19 protein-coding genes and 1 pseudogene are annotated in these 20,520 nt (G+C 32.5%); 11 read left to right on the top strand and 9 right to left on the bottom strand.

What is annotated here, in order from left to right; genetic code table 11:
- The first annotated feature begins 76 nt into the window (after positions 1–76).
- Genes yidC through nusB form a run of 3 tightly spaced genes read left to right on the top strand, consistent with a single transcriptional unit; the run spans position 77 to position 2,674 of the window.
- On the top strand, positions 77–1,786 hold the full coding sequence (gene yidC / locus ABWU65_RS07565; protein ID WP_007302796.1) for a membrane protein insertase YidC: 1,710 nt from the start codon (positions 77–79) through the stop codon (positions 1,784–1,786).
- Positions 1,764–2,192 (top strand): 6,7-dimethyl-8-ribityllumazine synthase, encoded by a 429-nt coding sequence (locus tag ABWU65_RS07560; RefSeq protein ID WP_007302797.1) that lies wholly within the window; start codon positions 1,764–1,766, stop codon positions 2,190–2,192. Before yidC ends, ABWU65_RS07560 begins: the two co-directional genes overlap by 23 nt.
- A complete protein-coding gene (gene nusB / locus ABWU65_RS07555; protein WP_353280590.1) occupies positions 2,192–2,674 on the top strand; it encodes a transcription antitermination factor NusB in 483 nt (160 codons plus the stop codon). The genes ABWU65_RS07560 and nusB overlap by 1 nt, the downstream gene beginning before the upstream one ends.
- A gap of 268 nt (positions 2,675–2,942) precedes the next feature.
- Here nusB and ABWU65_RS07550 read toward each other — a convergent pair whose 3' ends face one another.
- From ABWU65_RS07550 to ubiH, 3 genes are all read right to left on the bottom strand, one after another.
- Complete coding sequence (locus tag ABWU65_RS07550) at positions 2,943–3,299, bottom strand: transposase (protein WP_007301972.1); 357 nt, start codon at positions 3,297–3,299, stop codon at positions 2,943–2,945.
- A gap of 107 nt (positions 3,300–3,406) precedes the next feature.
- The gene (locus ABWU65_RS07545) at positions 3,407–3,883 is read right to left on the bottom strand and encodes a transposase (protein ID WP_019236989.1); all 477 of its coding nucleotides are present in this window, start codon (positions 3,881–3,883) and stop codon (positions 3,407–3,409) included.
- A 250-nt stretch (positions 3,884–4,133) separates the two neighbouring features.
- Positions 4,134–5,291: a 2-octaprenyl-6-methoxyphenyl hydroxylase gene (gene ubiH, locus ABWU65_RS07540; RefSeq protein ID WP_264685463.1), complete on the bottom strand. Its 1,158-nt coding sequence runs from the start codon at positions 5,289–5,291 to the stop codon at positions 4,134–4,136.
- A 161-nt stretch (positions 5,292–5,452) separates the two neighbouring features.
- Between ubiH and ABWU65_RS07535 the strand changes: the two genes are divergently transcribed.
- Entirely contained in the window at positions 5,453–6,088 is a 636-nt protein-coding gene (locus ABWU65_RS07535; RefSeq protein ID WP_019236334.1) for a hypothetical protein, read from the top strand.
- A gap of 225 nt (positions 6,089–6,313) precedes the next feature.
- Here ABWU65_RS07535 and ABWU65_RS07530 read toward each other — a convergent pair whose 3' ends face one another.
- Positions 6,314–6,982, bottom strand: coding sequence for a septal ring lytic transglycosylase RlpA family protein (locus ABWU65_RS07530; RefSeq protein WP_012481726.1), 669 nt, complete (start codon positions 6,980–6,982; stop codon positions 6,314–6,316).
- 26 nt (positions 6,983–7,008) lie between these two features.
- On the opposite strand from ABWU65_RS07530, the pseudogene ABWU65_RS07525 reads away from it, so the two are divergent.
- Positions 7,009–7,837, top strand: a pseudogene (locus ABWU65_RS07525) (Mur ligase domain-containing protein); the annotation flags it as partial.
- 440 nt (positions 7,838–8,277) lie between these two features.
- Here the strand turns inward: ABWU65_RS07525 and ABWU65_RS07520 are convergent.
- Positions 8,278–9,438 (bottom strand): multidrug effflux MFS transporter, encoded by a 1,161-nt coding sequence (locus tag ABWU65_RS07520; protein ID WP_007302830.1) that lies wholly within the window; start codon positions 9,436–9,438, stop codon positions 8,278–8,280.
- 16 nt (positions 9,439–9,454) lie between these two features.
- Here ABWU65_RS07520 and ABWU65_RS07515 point away from each other — a divergent pair, with 16 nt between their 5' ends.
- Positions 9,455–10,012 carry a GNAT family N-acetyltransferase gene (locus ABWU65_RS07515; protein ID WP_007302829.1) on the top strand — a complete coding sequence of 186 codons (558 nt, stop codon included), beginning with the start codon at positions 9,455–9,457 and terminating at the stop codon, positions 10,010–10,012.
- A gap of 253 nt (positions 10,013–10,265) precedes the next feature.
- Positions 10,266–11,195 carry an AEC family transporter gene (locus ABWU65_RS07510; protein WP_007302828.1) on the top strand — a complete coding sequence of 310 codons (930 nt, stop codon included), beginning with the start codon at positions 10,266–10,268 and terminating at the stop codon, positions 11,193–11,195.
- Between the two features lie 99 nt (positions 11,196–11,294).
- On the opposite strand, the gene ABWU65_RS07505 is transcribed toward ABWU65_RS07510, so the two are convergent.
- The 3 genes from ABWU65_RS07505 to prfA all read right to left on the bottom strand — a co-directional run bounded on the left by ABWU65_RS07505 (position 11,295) and on the right by prfA (position 13,213).
- On the bottom strand, positions 11,295–11,423 hold the full coding sequence (locus tag ABWU65_RS07505) for a hypothetical protein (RefSeq protein ID WP_353280588.1): 129 nt from the start codon (positions 11,421–11,423) through the stop codon (positions 11,295–11,297).
- A 136-nt stretch (positions 11,424–11,559) separates the two neighbouring features.
- Positions 11,560–12,003, bottom strand: a complete 444-nt coding sequence (locus tag ABWU65_RS07500; protein WP_012481725.1) for a hypothetical protein — start codon at positions 12,001–12,003, stop codon at positions 11,560–11,562.
- Positions 12,004–12,121: 118 nt separating this feature from the next.
- Positions 12,122–13,213: a peptide chain release factor 1 gene (prfA, locus tag ABWU65_RS07495; RefSeq protein WP_353280586.1), complete on the bottom strand. Its 1,092-nt coding sequence runs from the start codon at positions 13,211–13,213 to the stop codon at positions 12,122–12,124.
- Between the two features lie 113 nt (positions 13,214–13,326).
- On the opposite strand from prfA, the gene yihA reads away from it, so the two are divergent.
- Together yihA and argB are read left to right on the top strand one after the other, a co-directional pair.
- Positions 13,327–13,920: a ribosome biogenesis GTP-binding protein YihA/YsxC gene (gene yihA / locus ABWU65_RS07490; protein ID WP_007302825.1), complete on the top strand. Its 594-nt coding sequence runs from the start codon at positions 13,327–13,329 to the stop codon at positions 13,918–13,920.
- Between the two features lie 4 nt (positions 13,921–13,924).
- Complete coding sequence (argB, locus tag ABWU65_RS07485) at positions 13,925–14,833, top strand: acetylglutamate kinase (RefSeq protein ID WP_012481724.1); 909 nt, start codon at positions 13,925–13,927, stop codon at positions 14,831–14,833.
- A gap of 371 nt (positions 14,834–15,204) precedes the next feature.
- Here the strand turns inward: argB and ABWU65_RS07480 are convergent, their stop codons facing one another.
- A complete protein-coding gene (locus ABWU65_RS07480; RefSeq protein WP_265025419.1) occupies positions 15,205–16,728 on the bottom strand; it encodes a hypothetical protein in 1,524 nt (507 codons plus the stop codon).
- A gap of 179 nt (positions 16,729–16,907) precedes the next feature.
- Here ABWU65_RS07480 and ABWU65_RS07475 point away from each other — a divergent pair, with 179 nt between their 5' ends.
- Positions 16,908–18,185 (top strand): adenylosuccinate synthase, encoded by a 1,278-nt coding sequence (locus ABWU65_RS07475; RefSeq protein ID WP_007302822.1) that lies wholly within the window; start codon positions 16,908–16,910, stop codon positions 18,183–18,185.
- 158 nt (positions 18,186–18,343) lie between these two features.
- A complete protein-coding gene (locus tag ABWU65_RS07470; protein WP_264684793.1) occupies positions 18,344–20,434 on the top strand; it encodes a hypothetical protein in 2,091 nt (696 codons plus the stop codon).
- Positions 20,435–20,520 lie beyond the last annotated feature (86 nt).

The raw sequence follows: 20,520 nt of genomic DNA, 5'->3' as shown, positions 1-20,520 counted from the left end.
TTAAAAATAAGTAAATTTTATTGTTTTAGTACAATATTTAATATATAATTTAAGGAGGTATGTTCGATTTAATTTCATGTCAGAAGCAAAAAATTTAATTTTAGCAACAATTCTTTCTATATTGATTATAGTATTATGGCATATTATTTATGATAATTTTCTTAACACGAGCCAAAGCCAACCATCGATTGAAAATATTGAACATATCGAATCTTCTAACGACCTTGCTCCTATGATATACCAAAATCGTTCTGAAATTATTAATTCTACTAGAGAACAGAGAGTTAATTTAACCAATAACATGCTTGAAGGATCAATTTCTCTGAAAGGTGCAAGGTTTGATGACTTAATCTTAACTAACTACCACTTAGAACCGAGTTCTTCTTCTCCACAAGTGGTGTTATTGTCACCTGCAGAATCAAAAGATGTATATTTCGCAGAATTTGGGTGGCTCGATCCGAATGAAAAGATTAAAGTTCCAGATTCTAAAACAGTATGGCAAGCAGATAAACTCAATCAAAAAGAGGTCAATTTATTTTGGGATAATGAAAATGGCATTTTATTTAGAATGAAAATTAGCCTTGACGATAACTACATGTTTAAAGTTGAGCAAATTATTGAAAACAATACAAAAGATAATGTAGTTTTGGTTCCCTATGGTAAAATCAATCGTAAACGTGATAATATTAACGAATCCTATTGGATATCACATGAAGGAGTACTAGGTGCATTTAACAATAAACTAGAGGAGTGGACATATAAGGATATTTCCAAGAAACGTTTAATAAAGGCCAGCACAAGTGAAAAAAGTTGGTTTGGTTTTGCTGATAAATATTGGTTTACAGCTATCATACCTGAAAAATCTGATCAAATAAATGTAAGTATTAAGCATACGAATGTTAATAACATTGATAAGTTTCAAGTAGATTTTGTTAAACCTTACAAACACATACTCCCTGGTGCAAGTGTTTCTACTCTGAACTACTTTTTTGCTGGGGCAAAGAAGTTGAATTTACTTGATTCTTATAAAGACACTCTTAATATACCTTTATTTGATAAGGCTGTAGATTTTGGTGTACTTTATTTTATAACCAAGCCAGTGTTTTTACTGCTTGAATATTTTAACTTTGTTTTGAAAAATTTTGGCTTAGCAATATTATTGCTAACTTTAGTAATCAAACTTTTGATGCTTCCCTTATCTAATAGATCATATATTTCGATGTTCAAGGTGAAAAGCCTGCAGCCTGAATTAACTCGTATAAAAGAGTTGTACAAAAATGACAGCTTAAAGCAGCACAAAGAGACAATTGCGTTGTTCAAGAGAAACAATGTAAATCCAATGTCGAGCATTTTCCCTATGCTCATACAAATACCAGTATTTTTTGCTCTGTATAAAGTATTATTTGTTACTATAGAGATGAGACACGCCCCTTTTTATTTATGGATTAAGGATCTTTCAGCTTCTGATCCAACAAACATTTTTACATTATTTGGGTTGTTTAATTATAACTTTCCTATTTCTATAGGCATTTTACCTATAATTTTCGGCGCTACCATGATAATTCAGCAGAAGCTAAGTGAGAAAGATCAAACCAGTAAAGATGATATTCAAGTAAATGTTATGAAGTTTTTACCTTACATTTCTGTCTTTATTTTTTCTTCTTTTCCTGCCGGCCTGGTAATATATTGGATATTTAGTAATATTATAACTCTGGTTCAACAATCATTAATAAAGTTGCTTTTAACAAGAAAAGTAGGAATGAATGTCGAAAATACTAATAGTTAATTCAGTTTATTATACTGAAATAGCAAACCTTTTGCTTGAGGGTGCAACTGATAAATTCAAAGGAAATAATATTGGTTACGAGATAATTAAAGCGCCTGGTACGTTTGAGATACCAGCTGCAATTCTTTTTGCGGTCAAAGGCAAGAATACTAATTATGATGGTTATTTAGCTCTTGGATGTGTAATTCGTGGTGAAACTGATCATTATAAATACGTTTGTAAAGGAGTAATCGAAGGCTTAAATGCAATTGTTATGCATCATGCAATACCTCTTGGTATGGGAATAATCACAGCAGATAGTAAAGATAAAGCACTAATTAGAGCTGACAAAAATAAAAAGAACGTTGGTGGCCATGCAGCCTCAACTGTTTTGCATATGATAGATCTACACAATAAATTAAAATAATGGAGGAAAAACCAGTAGATAAAAAATGGCGCATAAAAAGAAGTACGGCAAGATTTCTTGCTGTACAAATTGCTTATTCAAATATTTTTGTAAGTTACAACAAAAGCACTTTTAAATTGGAAAATTGTGAGCTTAAGGACTACATAAGTACGTTGAAAGATATATTTGAATGTGAAGAATTTGAACATCAGTTCTTAGAAAACTTGTTATGTAAGGTTATAAAAAGCAGTGAAGAATATGATAAAATAATAGAGTCTTATTTACACCCAAGCTGGTCACTTTCACGATTAAATCTTATAAGCTTATCTATTTTGCGTATTGCAGTATGTGAGTTAATTGATTTTGATACACCAGCACCAATTGTTATTAATGAATATACTAACATTGCATCTGATTTACTTAATAAACCAAGCGAAATTGGTTTTATTAATGGGTTATTGGATAAGGCAAAAGATGCAGTTAAATTAAATAAAAATCCTTAGTAACTTCTCGTAAGGTATTCGTTCAGTAGGGTGGCAAAATAAGATAGAAAAGACAGCTATAGAAATAAATGGTGTTATCCAATATGATGGCAGTGCTCCTTTTTCTGTCATCCCAGTGCTTGACATTGGGATCGAGATTGCAAGTAATGCATTCGGTTTGGTAAGTATGGATTTTGCGTTATAGAATGAAACACTTTTGGTAAAGAAAACTGGATCCCAGTGGGCTTTGTTGCACAGCTCTTCGGATAGTGGGTAATGTATAATAAATTCATGAAGCTATATCAAACTTAGCCATGCCTATTTCAGTAAATTTGTTAAGCAAATAACACTTGAGTAGCAGTTCCTTCTCACGATTAATCTCAGATTTATTCCTAAAACTAAATCCAAATATTTGCTTCAGTCGCGAGAAAAAACTTTCTATATAAGATCTCTTCCAATAATTTATCTCTTTTTTCCACCTCTTCATACCATCTTCATCATATGACTTTATGAGCTTGATTGTAGAATTTCTCTCATTCATATAATCCAACTTTGGATGCTCTACTGCATTATTTTGCGGAGGAATCCTTGTCTTTATGTCAAGCTCATCGCACAGTTTGTATAACTTCTTTCGATCTATCTGCATATATCGTGCTTATGTTATACTTGGTATCCACTCTTTCAATAAGATCACAGGCTCCATAGTGGTCGGAATAAACTCCACTACTGTATTTTGCAGCTATAACTTTTTTACTACCTATCTCTAGCATTACATCTTGTTTGCTCATAGCGGCGATACTTTCTATCTGTACCATTTGCCTTACTATGGCCTGGAATATTATTGTAGATGCTGATACCTGTACTATCTATAGCAATTTCAATATCTTCCATATCGTTCTTATCAACTCTGCAGTCGTTGATTTTGATATTAAGCTTTTTAAACCTTCTTGAAGCCTGCGAATAGCTGATAATTTGCAAAATTTTCCCTATTTGCTCAAGATATTTCTCTATAAATCCCACTGTTTGCCTAAGACCAATCCTGAATAGATAGGTTATTATGTGAATTAGAATCACTACTTTGTCGCTGTAGACATTGTTGCCACCTGCTACTTTTGGACTATTTTCGTACCAATTTTCAATGGCATCGTTGATATAATGAAAAACATTTCCCCTTTCTTGAAGAAATTTGTTATATTCATTGCAGTTACTGACTTTCATTCTTATTGGCATATTTTTCCTTTGTCGGCTAAATATCTATTTTATAACAAATTCCATCAGTAACTGCCTGTTCTTTCCTTGAGTGGTGCAACAAAGCCCACTGGAATCCAGTTTTTCGTTTCATCAAATTTAGCATAACTCAAGTTTGCTTATAAATTTTTCTGGATGCCAGTGTCTGGGCACTGGCATGACATTATGGAATTTGAGCTCCAGTGTCAACTACTCTAATGATACCTGATTATGATGAAAGAAATCTAATGATTTATATAAACCCCATAGCATGTCGAACGAAGCTTTTTTTAAGAAAATCTGAATTTTCAACTACCATTAAACCAAGATTTCTCAGAACTTGAGCGCAAAGTATTCTGTTGGAAAATATTCTATTTAGTCCATCAGTTGCAAGTGCCATAGTAAAATTATCAAAGTATCTCTCATATGAAATTTTCTTCAATAGATAATTACTGCCAACATCAATGCCAGAGGATTTTGCAGCAGTTATTTGTCTAATAACACTCTCTACATCTCTCATTCCAAGGTTAAGTCCTTGACCTGCAACCGGGTGGATTGAATGTGCTGCATCGCCAATCAGCAAAATTCTGCTTTTATGCAGCTTTCTTGCAAAAGAAAAACTCAAAGGATAGAATCTTCTTTCACCCTCTAATTCAATTTCTCCCAAATAAGAACCAAATCTTTTTTTGAGTTCTATGACAAATTCCTCTTCGGATAAGCTCATCAGCATTTTTGAAATTTCGCATTTTTCTGTCCAAACTATTGAAGAAGTATAGCCACCTTTCATTGGCAAAATTGCAAATGGACCACCAGGAAAAAACCGCTCTACAGCTAAGTTTTGGTGATGTAATTCATGTTTTACATTAAATACCATGCTATTTTGTTTATAATCAAATTTTATCATTGGTATAGAAAACAACTCTGGCAACCTAGAGTTTTTACCTTCAGCACAGATAAATAGTGATGATATCAATTTTTGATCATTATCAAGAGTAACTTCCATGTATCCTTCGTCACAAGAGATTGTTTTATAGGAACGTGGAGAATATATATTGAGTTTATGCAAAAAATTTTTATTGATTGCATTCCATATAATAGCGCTCTTGATTACATAGCCCATTGGCTCTTCACCAACCATTTTATGGTCATAATGCACAGTAAATGGACTATCTCCATCTAATATGCATATATCAAGTATTGGTTCAGTTTCGCCTTCTAAGAGCCGCCAAATCCCTAATTTTTCTAGTATTTTTTTTGATCCTTGAGAAATGGCAAATGCTCGATTATCATCAACTGCACGTGGTAAACTATTTTTCTCAATTACGGCTACAGATACAGAGTCATTACTCAGGCCAATAGCAGTAATAAGACCAATTAGCCCACTACCTGAAATGATTACATCGTAATTCATTTTATTAACCTAAAATTATATTATACCCATTTTGAAAATAGTTTAAACGAACTTTGTAGACACTGAACTTCTCATTACTATCTTAGTTATAACCAAAATAGTAATAAAATATTAATTATTTTACACTAAATTAGGTCTAATTTTATTAAAGGAGCTAGATTATGACTACAGATTGCAAAAAAGAATTACTAAATTGCATTAGCAAGTACAGAGAAGAACTTGCAGAAAATAAAGCAGCAATTAGACAAACTTTAACTAGCGATAAAATTAATATAAGCGATTACTTTTATAAGGGTGATAAAATCTGTAACAAAGAGCTGTTTAACATAGGAAGTGAGTGTCAAGATAAAAAATATGGTAGTCGACAAGAATATACGTATGATGAGTGGAAGGAAAAAATTGAAAAACCTCATGCTAAAGATTTGCTAAAGATGTTACAAAATGAAATCAAAGGTAAAATATTAAAAAGTTTTGAAGATTATGAAAAATATCATAAAAATTCTACTGAAGCTATAAAAAGAGAATTAGACATAGATTCAAAATTAAAGGCAATACTCAAAGAAAAGCAACAACCAGAAACTGATGAAACTCGAGCATATTATGACGTTATACGAGGTTTATATGAAAATAGAGACATGCGCTCTCAACTAAAGTGCAATGATCTTGATTGTTTTAATAGAACAATAGAAGATAATCTATCTCAAAAACAATCCGAGCTAGCTGCTATAAAGGATGACTTTTTGGATAATACGCAAAATATTTTTCAACATATTCAAGTTGAAGATAGTATTTTTTAGAGAAATAAGATTATGCTATTTTTTTTAATGAAATTTCTTAAGTGGTAGATTATTTTTTACAGCTACATCTGAGGTAGCTGTCACTACCTGAAATGTAACAAATAAAATACCAATCTTAAATATTGCTATATTTCACGATAGTTTCTCAATTTAACGCACATGCTTTTGGAACATTCTCATTTGTCAAATAGTTTCTGTCATGCTACACAATCTGTAATGCAGGTTTTAACTTACTTTTACGCAATATTGATCATTCTTGAAAAGCAATCTAACATTTTCTATTCCTTGATTACGAAGCTTTGATGCAGCTGATTTAGCTACCTGAGCGTTTACAAAAAATGCTACATATCCCTTACTTTCTGCATTGTTTTGTTTTGGGTGACGTTTCTGCATTTCTTTTTCATATTGCCTTTTGTAATGAGGAGTATTTTGTATCAATTGTTCTGACCTCTTTCTTAAGTACTCGACTTTTACCTTCGCAAGCCCAGACTTATGAAGTCCTAAAACTTGTGCTGCTTTTTCTGACAAGTCTATTATTCTACCTTCAACAAATGGCCCTCTATCATTAACTCTTATAACAAGCTTTCTTCCATTTTCTAAATTAGTAACACGAACAAAGCAGGGTAGGGGCAAGGTCTTATGTGCTGCAGAAATCAAGTGACGATTAAACACTTCACCGTTAGCTGTAATTGTGCCATGATCTTCTATTCCATACCACGATGCTATTCCTACTTCCTCATAACAGCTACAGTATTTTGGGTGGTAGGTGATACCATTTATTGTATAGCTATTGCCAATTTTATAATGACCTGCGGTGTGATTACACCTATTGCTAAAACTACAACTACTCATCAAAACGAATATTAGACATAGAAAGGCTAGTTTTTTTATCATTGTACTTAGTGAAATGGTTCGATACCATGAGGATTTTAAATTATACTATAATAAATTTAGTAATAAGTAAACGTCTACTGCCAAATATGCACAGCACTAAAAAAGAAGTAATACATATAATCGGTATAGGTGGAATTGGAATGAGCGCAATTGCTGAAATTCTTCATAATTCCAGTTATAAAGTTCAAGGCAGTGATACGCGATCAAACGACAATATAGATAGGTTACAAAAATTAGGTATAGAGGTCTATATTGGTCACGATGCAAGTAGTATTAGACAAGCTCAAATAGTTGTACATTCTTCCGCAATAAAACCTGATAATGTGGAGCTAGTTGCAGCAAGAAATAACAATAAAACCGTTTTGCATAGGTCAGACATGCTGGTTAAAATTATGAAAGGTAAATATGTGATAGCAGTTTCAGGTTCAAGTGGCAAGACGACGACGACAGCTATGATTGCTTCCATTTTTGATCATTCTGGTGCTGACGCCACTGTAATTGTTGGAGGAATATTAAATTCCTATCAGAGTAATGCAAAACTTGGCAAAAGTGACATTTTCTTAATTGAGGCTGATGAGTCTGATGGAACTATGTTAAAAATTCCTGCAGATATTGCTGTTGTAACAAGTATTAATGACGACCATATAGACCATTACGGTACATTTAACGACATCAAAAATGCGTTTTCTAGATTTGTAAACAACGCGAATTTTGCTATTTTGCCTGATTCTGCAGACATCAATCATGATGCGAGTAATTCTATAAAGTTTTGGTTTGGAAATGGTAAAATTAGAGCTAGCAACATCAAACAACACAATAATAGCATAGAATTTGACGTGCTGATTAGTATAAACGAAAGTAATCGTATTCCATTGTCCACTACTCGAGTAGTTGAGAGTGGTGGAATAAAAGCAGCTCTTGATTCGTCACTTCAATGCTTGAAACTGGATTCTCGTTTCAATGTTAAACAAGATACTATAGAATTTAAGAGGACAATCCCTAGAAAATCTCTACATTCAAAAAAAGTAAATCGTACTAATGCTATTTGAACAAGCTAGCGTAAAAGTAAGCTAAATTTTTTAAGGTACAAAAATAGCAAGAAACAGTTGTTTGAAAAAAATTGGAATTTGATTGGATTGCTGAAAATTGGCTCTCAAACTTTAGACGCATGAGCAAGATAATACTCTTTAACTAATATAGATTAGGTGATTTGGAAGAGATACATCTAGAGCAGCCAGCAAAGTTACAATACATATTACCGCAATAACTAGAAATGAGAAGGATCTATATGGTGATTATAGATTTTTCCAGACCTTGAAAACAATAAATAGACAGTAAATTAGAACTACTGCAAAAAAAACAAGAATAGCTACACTGGTTGCTTGACCATCGTAAACGTAGCTTGTTAAGCCGATAAAAATAGCCATGATAGAAGCTCTAATAAATGAAATTGCAGAAGAAGTTGTGCCTTTCATTTCAGGGAAAATATTTAATGATGCATTGAAAATGACTGCTTGACAAATTCCACAGCCAATACAAAAAATAACCATAGACAGCGTTACTAAGTAGTAAGCACTGGGCATGATTATACTGAATATTAAAAGTGATAGGGATCCAATAGCAATTACGCCTGTACCGGAAATTACACACCAAATTGCTCCAAGTTTCTTTAAGATCTTACTGGAAAACAGGCTAATTAGTGAGAAAGACCCAACCATTGCACCTTGATGTAGCGCATAAATAGTGCTGGATAAACCAAAAGTTTCCATATACAAAAAAGGGCCACAAGTAATGAATGACATATAAGCCGCAGAAAAAAGGCTCTGTGCCAAAGACAACACCATAAATTTTGAACTTGATAATAATTTTTTATAGTCTTTCATCATTTTTTTTAGACTAAAAATATCACGGTCCTTTTTTGTTTCTGGTAACAGAAAAAGCAGCAAAACCCAAGAGATGAAACAAAGTATTGCAACACTTGCATAGTTACCACGCCACCCAACAATTTTGTTGATGAAACTGCCTAATACTGGTGCAATTGCTATAAGAACTGTGATAATAGAATTCATGATTCCAATAAATTTTACTGCTTCGTTGCCTTTATAGCTGTCTGCAATAATTGCAAACACAACTACAGATGTGCTAACACCAATGCCTTGAATAAAGCGAGAGATTAAAAGCCAAGAAACTGACAGCGCAAAAACACAGCCAACAGCACCGATGAGTAGCAAAGTGTTGCCTATGATCATCATCCTTCTTCTGCCATAGCATTCAGACAATGGACCAAAAAATAACCCTCCTATGCAAACGCCTAAAAAATTATAAGCAATAGTTAATTGAATTGTGCCTTCCGGTACGTTAAAATAGAGTACTATATCAGGAAAACTAGGTACAGAAATATCAATTTCAATGAACTTAGCAATTAGAGATAGAATTAATAAAAACGGTAGTAACACTTAAAATCTTTAATTAATGAATAAAAATATCACATTTAAAGCGTTGAAAGAAGAACATTTTTCACTATTATTAAAATGGGTAGAAATGCCCCATATAAAGAAGTGGTGGGATACGGATATAAATTGGACACCAGAGTTAATTGAGAAAAAATATAGCAACTACGTTAAAGGATTCAAACGTTTGAAATTTAAGACACAAATTATTGAAAAACCAATGCACGCATTCATTATTAATTGTGATGGAGTTGATATTGGTTATATTCAATATTACAACAAACATGATTTCCCACCTAAACAGATCTATAACACTTTAGAACTTCCAGAAAGTTGTGCTGCTATAGACTGGTATATCGGAGAGCTGAATTATGTAGGTAAAGGAGTTGGTTCACAAGCTTTGAATATATTTTTAAACAAATTTGTCTTTAAAGTTTATGAGAATGCCTTTGTCGACCCAGGTATAGCAAATGTTTGTGCAATCCGTGTTTACGAAAAAGTTGGCTTTAAAAAAATTATGGAAAGTAATAGTGCGATTTTAATGATTAAGGCAAGAATTCCTGAGAACCATTCAAGATGAGTGTTTTTTCAACAATCTACCTAAATTACTAAAAGTGGCTTATAAAAATATACAAGGAGCTTTATACAAACTTAACATAATTTAGTCATAAAAATATCATTATTAAGTCCTATATAAGAACAAATTTTGGCACTCAGTGAATCTTTTTTAACTAACTATGAACTTGATTAATTGGAAAATAAATTTTACTTGCTTTTACAATACCTTAAAATCTAATATCACTTTATCAGCAAAGATATCACAATAGGCTAGTATGTTCTTCACTCTTTTCCTCAAAATATTACCTATTTACATTACAATACTTATTGGTTACTTAGCAGGAAGATATCTTAAAATTGATAGAAATACTATATCTCAAATACTCTTTTATATAGCTAATCCAATAGTGATTTTATACGGAGTATCTCATACAGAAGTTAATTTAAAAGTAATTTCTCTGCCGATTTTGATATGGTTTATAGGTAGTACTATGTCCTTATCAGTGTATTATCTTTCTTCTTTTTTATTTAAGGACAACACGAGAAACATATTAGCGTTTAGCTCGGGCAGCACAAGCATGGGTTATTTTGGTCTACCGATTGCCATGGCTTTATTTGATGAAGATTCAGTGTCTGTGTATGTTGTCTGTTACATAGGAATGGCACTATTTGAAAATAGCTTGGGATTTTATATAGCTGCAAATGGTATCTATACTGCAAAAGAATGCATATTAAAGTTACTCAAACTTCCTTCATTATATGCGATGATTCTAGGCTTCTTTTTAAGTATATATGATATACAAATACCCACTTTTTTGACGGATGTTATGATAAATATCAGAAGTACATTTATCACATTAGGAATGGTGCTGCTTGGAATAAGTATTGCACAAATTACAAATTTTAAAGTAGATTGGAAGCTTGCTTTGACCACTATTGTAGCAAAGTACATATTCTGGCCGTTATTTGTTTTGGGAATTGTCTTACTAGACAAGCATGTTACAGGTATATATGATGAAAGCATCTATAAAGCACTGATGTTACTGGCTATTATTCCAATTTCTGGATCCAGTATAATACTTGCTAATATTTTAAATTACCAACCAGATAAAGCTACTTTATTGCTCCTAATTAGTACTGCAGTGGGACTATTTTATGTTCCACTTATAATATCATTATTTTTTACTAAACTTGTCCCTTTTTAATCAAAAATTTAAGCGCTAGGCCTATTCACAAAACTTGAATTTAGACTAGACTTCTTGGATAATCATAAAAGAAACTAATCCTTTTTTTCCTCTCCTTTCTTATTTTTTTACACAGAATAGGAAGTTATCAATTGATGGAATTTTCGCAATAATGTCAATAGCAGTAAGATTTCCTACACCTTTTAGCAGGTCTATAGTTGAATTTGGATGTTCTATGAGCAGCAACAAATAAATGTAACTTGCCTTTTTCTATATGATGCTATTAACCGAATAGGTATTCGTTTGACATTTCCATATCTTTGTTATCATTAGTAATACTAAAGGGAAAACTAAACTTAATAAGATTTGGAAGCATATTGTTGTTCTATGATTCACGTAATGCTGCTATGCCTTCGTTGCAGACGTTGTCATAAAGTAAATTAAATTCTTTAATATTTGAAAAACTACTACCCCTTAGCGCACTCATTAATATTATTCCACTTTCAACATCAATATCATTAGAAATTAAATCAAGTTTAATAAGATTTGGAAAGTTACCATTCTTTAACAATTTAGTGATTGCTATTGAGCCTTCTGCGCCAATAATGCTAGAAGTTAATTTACACTCAGTAATATTTGGAAGATTAATATTCTCTAATGCTTCATTTAAAACTTCTCCGCACTGAGCATCAATATAACAATTAGATAAAGTCAAGCTTGTAATATTTTGCTTTTTCTGTAAAAAGTTTACTAGCTTTTCCATATATACATATAGATTATTTAACTCTAAGGTGTTACTATTAACATATTGATTAAAGTCAACTTCCATGGTTTCTGTAAGTTATAGAGCTGCTAATTATAGCATAAATTTAAATAATTGTCAACCTTATGAACAACTAACTTTACTTCTTTTTAACCTGATACCTATGCTTTGTTTCAAATTTCCATCAAAAAGTAACATTACCCCCTCCAGTCAACCTTTCTGCTTCATTTCGTGAAATCAATGCCTCAATAAATTCATCTAGTTCACCTTCTTTTATAATCTGTTCTAGTCGATGTGAAGTGAGATTAATTCTATGATCTGTTATTCTTGATTGTGGAAAGTTATAAGTTCTTATACGTTCAGAGCGATCTCCAGAACCAATTTGGCTTTTCCTCATTGTTGACCTTTCCATTTCTTTTTTTTGTCTTTCAATTTCGTATAGCCTTGCTCTCAACACTTTGAGCGCTTTAGCCTTATTTTTGTGCTGCGATTTTTCATCTTGCTGTATTACAACTATCCCTGTTGGCAAGTGGGTGACCCTTACTGCGCTGTCAGTTGTATTCACTGATTGCCCTCCAGGACCACTGGATCTATAAACATCTATGCGTAAATCTTTTTCTTCTATTTCAAAGTCAACCTCTTCTACTTCAGGTAATACTGCAACAGTAGCTGCGGAAGTGTGCAATCTTCCTGAGGATTCAGTTTCTGGCACTCTTTGTACTCTGTGCACCCCTGACTCAAATTTCAGTCTTGCAAAAACTTCTGTTCCATTAATGAGTGCAGAAGCTTCCTTATAGCCACCTATACCTGTATTAGAAATACTTATTGGCTCAAACTTCCAATTTCTTCTTTCTGCATATTTTTGATACATACGAAATAACATCGCTGCAAATAATGCTGCTTCTTCTCCGCCTGTGCCTGCTCTAATTTCTAATATTGCATTTCTTGAGTCATCTTCATCTTTGGGTAATAATGCCAACTTTAGTTTTGCTTTTACTTTCGGTAATACTATCTTTTGCTTCTCAAGAAGTTCTTCTTTTGCTAACTCTTTTATATCACCATCGCTGTTCTCATCTTTCATGATTTCTTCTAAATCTGAAATTTCCTCTTTTAATATATTATATTCATCGATTATCTCGATAATTGGTCTGAGTTCAGAGTATTCCTTTGAAAAACTAACGAATTCTTTTTGACTCAAATTGGTAGGGTTTTCCAGATTTCTCTCTACATCAGAAAACTTTTTTTTTAAGTCTTGTAAATTATTCTCTATATCCATATAGTACAGGTCTAGTTTTCAGCTGTTTAAGTAAGTAATATATACTGAAATAAAAAATTTCTTATATCAAGCAATAACACTATAATTGTCTCGAATATTTCTACCTAAGTATAATGGCAAAACAGATAACATCAATCTGCAGCTTCATATTTGGAGCTTCAGACAAAAAATCATTACCAGATGAGTCGGCTCCAGAGATTGCATTTGCTGGTAGATCAAACGTAGGAAAATCAAGTTTAATCAACTTGCTGATAAACAGCAAAAAAGCTGCAAGAGTTTCTTCTAAACCTGGATGCACTAGACAAATAAATTTTTACTCTATGTACAATGATAAGTTTAGGATTGTCGACCTACCGGGTTATGGCTATTCTTGTGCAAGCAAGGAAGAAGCAGTACAATACTTAAACCTAATTGAGTACTATCTAATTCACAGGAGAAATCTAAAAAGAGTGTTTGTGCTTATAGATAGCAAGGTAGGATTAAAAGAAATAGACAAAGACTTTGTTTATTGGTTAATATGTAATAATATTAACTTTAATATTGTGCTAACAAAAATAGATAAAGTGAATCAGGAAAGTCTAAATGCTATTCTAGAAAATACTCAAAAGTGGGTTAATAATGAACATGTATCAATTCATCAAATAAGCATTCGTGTTAAGCATAAAATCACCAAGGTAAGAGATGAGTTTTTCAAATTTACAAGATAAAAAAATGAAAAGTGATGAATCTTTAAATGGTAAGATGCCATTGAAGGAAAAAACAGAAATATTATTTGAAGTTCTGTCTAACATACCTAAATTTGTAGGCGAAACTTTTATCATCAAATGCAGCAGTGTAATAATCTCAGATGAAACGCTGCTTAGTGCTTTTGCGCATAATGTTGTTCTGTTGAAACAGCTTGGTATAAATCCGGTAGTAGTTCATGACGGAGAATATGAAATTAACTTAGTGTTAAAAATGCTAGATATGAATGATAAGTTTATAAATGGTGTCAGACTTACAGACAAAAGCACTATGAAAATCATTGAAATGGCACTGTGTGGTTCAATTAATAAAAAAATTGTTCAGCATATAAATTCTGCTGGTGGTTCAGCTATTGGACTATGTGGAAAAGATGGCAACCTCATAAAAGCTGAAAAGATAAGCACTACGCTTAGGGAAAATAGATTAAATAATATTGAAAAAATACTAGACATGGGATTTATCGGTAGACCAACTGAAATCAATCCTGATATATTATTCTTTATTGAAGAATCAGATTCTATACCAGTTATTGCACCTATCGGTTATGGAAAAAATGGAGAAACATATCATATTGATACTGATAGCACTGCAAGTGCAATTGCACTTGCAGTTTACGCATCTAAAATGATAATCTTGAGTGATACAGATGAAGAAATAAACAAAGTTGGCAATGGAAGAGTCTTGATTAAAAATTTAAAAGAATCGATTGATTGTGGAAAAATTAAAGGAGAAAAATTTGTTGAAAGGCTTATGTCATATACTAAAATGGTAGAAGAATGTGCAGGGGTTGTTCACATAGTTGACGGTAGAGTACCTAACATTATACTTGATTTATTTACTGAGAATAATTCAGGTATATCAATAATGGATGATTAATAGCTGTACTGCTTATAACCATATGAACATTGAAAATTTGGGAATAGCTTATGTCAAATTCCTATTCTCTTTTCCAGTTTTTTAGGTTTTTTTTTCTTGCAAGCATAATAGTTTCGTATACATAATGAAACCAAATGGTATTTTTAGCTTGATAACAGAGGAAAATAAAGAGGGCTTGGGTGTAACACTCAAATAATGATTTACCTTATGGATACCGCTAGAAAAGTTGACTAAGGTATACAATTCTCTCTGCGTCAAGTTACTCAAGATATCGAATCTACAAACGCTTTCGATTGAGTGTGTTTGATCAATTTGAGTGCTTTAAATGAAAGGCGAAAATTGAGCATACTACGCCTCTGTACACAGTATCTTTAATGCAAATGCCCATGTGATTCCATAGATAATCTCTGTTTTTTTATTTTATCTGTCCATTTATCATTTTCTATATCTTGTTTGTTGGTTGCTCTTTTTTCTTGCTCAACAATTGCCTTATCTATCTTCTGATGAATTGCATCAATTGCATTTTTTTCTTTGTATACTTCGCTTTTTCCTTCAACAATTAAATTGGTAAAAATATTTACAACAAACTGCACTTGATTATGATTAACCTGACCTTTTATCGAAGAAGGTAAAGAGTTTAATTCCATCAATACTTCTGATGCTGTTTTATCTTGAGTGGAAAGCCCTAAATTATCTGCTACTTCACTTATTAATAACTCTCTGTTTTCTTTATTATCTTCTAATTTAGTATAATCACGCAGTAGATCCATAACTGCAGATACTCTGACTTCAATAATATCATCAACGTCTTCACCTCCTAGAGCAACTCCTGATTCCAATAACTTCTCTCTGAGGTTTTTGCTTAAAAGATTAATAAATTCTTCATTTGCATCTGATCCTATGGTTGATATCGTACCATCTAAATAGTTATTTACTTTGATTTGAGTACCTAAGTCATGCTCTATTTGTATTTTTGTCTCATATTTAAATCCTAGTTCTGCACAGAATTTCTGAAAATATTCTTTAATAATGTCAAACAAGCTCTTGCCATTATCTTTATAGTTTTTTAGCTCTTCAGGAATAGTAAGTGATAACTTACCTTCTTTATATATTATACCATTTTTGCTATCTTGAGATTCAAGTGTGAATTCTAATGAGCTGGATAGGTCACATATTTTCTCTTTCGGATTGTTAAGCGTGGTTATAGGCATTGCCATATCAGACTTCACTTTTATGTGGTTGTGATCAGTGCAGTAAATGTTTAGCGCTTTTTTAGGACTATGTGGAATCAAGCTACAACTACTGAGTGCTGCATGAGATTCATTAAATATACCAGCTTCATACCCTGCTTGATTACAATTGGTGACTAGCTCTTCTAAAATAGCATTACTTGGAACTTCTGCCCCAGCGTACCTGAACATTTCCTTGAAAATTTCCTTTGCTAATGCACGGTAATCTTTTTTGGAGAATAGATGATAAGAGCTTCTCCCTGCGTTATAAAATCTCTCAAATTCCTTTCTATATTCATCAATTTTTTTTTCATCAGCAACTGTAGGGCTATTACAATGATTTTCCCAAACTTCAGATAGTCTATCTTGATCAAGCTCTTTAAGTACTGGTTCCATAAAAGCTTTACCTTCTTCAGAGAGGTTATCAAAATTATCACGGTTAAAAATCTCATTTTTATAATCTTTAGCTCCTTCCTTAAATGCAATAATAAAATTTTTATCTATTTCTTTTTCATTAATAATAAAATTCATTCTTTGAAAATCTAAGAACATTGTTTCACCGGAATTCGCTAATTTATTATCTTGATCTGCTCTTAATTTACTAAAATTGAATTCTTTAGCTGTGGCCTTTAATCTAACTACCGGACTCTTCTTTGCCTCTTTCATAATTAACACCTTACTATAAATATGCTGTAAGTTGTACCATATAATGATGAATAATTTTATAATATATAAAAAAGTCGATAGTCTATTTCTTTATTTTAGGGATATAGGAAAGGCGTAGATTTCTCTTTTCATTTGTAGCATGCTGCATTAATATTTACGTATTAATCTAGAAAATAGTGATGAATAATATTGTAATTGTTGGTCTGCAATGGGGTGACGAAGGCAAGGGTAAAATAGTAGATTATCTTTCTGAGAATGCAGATGTAGTTGTGAGATTTCAGGGAGGAAATAATGCAGGGCACACTATAGTAATAGATGATGAGGTTTATAAATTAAATTTACTGCCCTCTGCTGTTTTGAGAGCGGACAAAATATCTATTATAGGAAACGGTGTTGCTCTTGATTCACATGCTCTAGTCTCAGAAATAGAGTCATTGAAAGTTAAAGGAGTGGACGTAAACTATAACAACTTGATGGTATCCGAGAGCTGTCCATTAATACTTAGCGTACATAAGGACAAGGAAAAGCTATTTGAAGATTTAAACGGAAATCACAAAATTGGTACAACAAACAAAGGGATAGGGCCATGTTATGAAGATAAAGTTGGCAGGAGAGCTATACGCCTTTGTGACTTAGAAAACACAGATGAGCTCAATCAAAGAGTGGATGCTCTCCTGAGTTACCATAATGCTATCAGAAAAGGACTTAACTACCAGGTAGTTAAAAAAGAAGAAATATTAAAGGAAATTCAAGAGATTTCAGAAAAAATTCTTTTATATAAAAAACCTGTGTGGAAGATACTAAATGATTTTATGAAAGAAGGTAAGAAAATAATATTTGAAGGCGCTCAAGGCGCATTTTTAGATATCGACCACGGAACTTACCCTTTTGTTACTTCAAGTAATACCGTAGCATCGCAAGCGATAACAGGCTCAGGATTATCCTACAATGCTCAAATTATTGGTGTAGCAAAAGCGTATACAACAAGAGTGGGTAATGGTCCATTTCCTACTGAACAAAATAACGAGATTGGAGACAGCTTATTTTCTATAGGTAAGGAACTTGGAACAGTAAGCAATAGAAGAAGGCGCTGCGGATGGTTTGACGCAGTTTTAGTGCGCCAGGCCGTACAACTCTCTGGAGTTTCAAGCATTGTATTAACCAAATTAGATATTCTTGATTCTTTTGATACTATTAAAATAGGCACTGGTTATAAGTATGGCGGAAAAATGTATGATTATTTACCCGCATCACATTCAATACAAAAAGAATTAGAGCCAATATATGAAGAATTTCCTGGTTGGAAAGAGAAAACTCAAGGCAAAAGGTCAGTTAAGGAATTACCTGCAAATTTGATGAAATATGTGAGAAAAATAGAAGAATTAATAGGTGTACCAATTCATCTAATTTCAACTAGTCCCAATAGAGAGGATGTTATTAAGCTTAAAAATCTATGAAAACGTCTTGTTAACTTTTATCTAATAAAAAACGATACTTGTGTGACTTCAAGCAATCTATTATGCAAAGTAGCAGCGTAAACGTACAGTGAGCAGTGTGATTTTTCTTAAATACATGTTGATTGTTATAATATAAACATAGTTAAAGGAGGCGTATTATGATTGCAGGTTTGACTAAGGGAGACAAAGCAGTAAGAGCGGAAAAAACAAGTGATCAGCCGAGAGAATTGTCAGTTGCAGAATATGTAGTTAAGTCAATACATGACTTGCAAAAATTGCATAATAGATTATGTTCATCACAGGGCAACAATTGTGTTAATGATAGAGAGAAGTTTGTCCAAGATAGTGATGGGCTTGGTATATTTCAATTTCTCAAAAGCTATATTAATGATGCAGAAAAAAATGAGCCTTTCATTAAGAACCTTACTATAATGAAATTTCTTCGCTCAATTATAGAAGATAGGGAACTGTATAAAAAGTTATGCAGTTTCGATGATTTTCTCGATTGTGAGTTAGAAAATTTGAGAGATAAGATAAGCTTATTAGCGCTTTTGAGAGAAAAGATGGACTTTACTGATATACAAAAAGCTTATGGTAATTGGCGTTTTAGTAATCTAATAGGTGATAATGATTTTAAGCGAATGTATGTGGATGAAGCAGTAAAAGAAAGAGAAAAGCCTGTTAATGAGGACTTTGAGAAAAATATAGGTAAATACATAGAGTTAGTAAAGGAAGGAAAAGAAGTTGCAAGTAGGTATTTTGGAAAATGGAAAGAGGACTTTCAAGTTTACTGTGAAGAAATTGACAATAATAATAAAGTTTTGAATATTAACCTTACTCATTACGACAATAGTGAGCCAACAAAGATTAGTGACGTTTTACAGCAAGAGAAAGATATTAAAGAACTGAATATTTATTGCAATAAAAAACATGAAATACACGCTCATAAAAAAGATAAGAAAAGATATTATGAATTTAAAGAAGGTGCATATTATGAAATGACAAGCACTTGGGCTGCAAAAGATGGATCAGGAATGTGTACCATGATTATGAATGTGAGTAGAGATGGCATAACTGAAATACTAAAATTTAATGGTGAAGATTTTGTTTCATCGAAGGAGATTCTAGAATTAATAAAGCAAAACGATGAATTATATATTCAAGGTCTCTCCTTATACGATGCTGTAATGGAATCACTAGAAGAGAATAGGGCTACTCCTATTAATTTTTACAATGAATCTATGGTGGCTTATCAAGGTAAGGAACCAGAGGGGAAGTTAGATCATAAAGTTGATGCTGATAATAGCCTTCCTTCTTCTCCTTCTATTAATAGCAATGCATTGGAAGTCAATTTACAGCACACTGAAACTCAACCAGAAGTTGCTTCACAACAAATAACTGATTTACAAAACAGTTTTGGAAAAGAAGAGCGAAAAAACACAGAATTGCAAACTGAACTGGCACAAAAAAATGAAAAGTTAGCAAGTGTGTTAGCAGAGTTACAAGAGAAAGCACAAGAACTTAAAAATGTATGTGAAGCAAAAGGAAAGCTAGAGGGTAAGCTAAAAGATGTTAATACAGAAAAGAAGGAGTTAGAAGACAAATTAAAAGAAGCAGCACACATAATGAAGGAAAAGGAGCAGTATATAAGCAATTTAAAACTTCAAGTGCAAGAGTTGAAAGATGAGCATAAAGCACAACTGGAATCTTATGAACAAGGGATACACAAACTAGCATGGGAAGTTGAAGAGTTAAGAAGCAAACTAGAGTGTGAGAATGAATGGGATGATAAAGTTGTAGAAATAGCTGATGGACTGGGAGAAAAAATTCATGCTGATGAACAAAGAAGCCTAAATAATCAATTTTATACTCCAACAAGAAATATTTTTAATGAGACTAATAATGAGTCTTGTGTTCCACTGGAAGAAAAGATGACGTTACTCGGATCTTCAAGCTCTGATGGCGGATATGGTAGTGATAATGGTTTATCTTCTAACATGAGTTCTATTGAACAAAGAAGCTTCAATCATCAATTTTATACTCTAGCAGGAAACGTTTTTAGTGAGCCTGATAGTGCCTCACAAAAGAAGACAGAGTTATCCAGATCTTCAAGTTTTGATAGTGGACTTGATAGCGATGAGGAAAGTTGTGATAATGATTTATCTTCTAACATAAGTTCTATAAGTTCTGTTGAGAAGGTGGCAGAGAGTAGAAAAGTAGGTAACTTGCTTTCCTCTCGTATTATATAGAGATAAGTTGCAAGAGGAATACTCACAAAAATCTCTTGTATTGATAATAATTTAAAATCTATAGTAGACTGAAAAAGATTATTAAA

Source organism: Wolbachia endosymbiont (group B) of Silvanus unidentatus (assembly GCF_964028615.1).
In the GTDB taxonomy this organism is placed as follows: Bacteria; Pseudomonadota; Alphaproteobacteria; order Rickettsiales; family Anaplasmataceae; genus Wolbachia.
The sequence above is the reverse complement of the archived record's forward strand: the minus strand, read 5'-3'. Positions and strand labels throughout refer to the sequence as shown.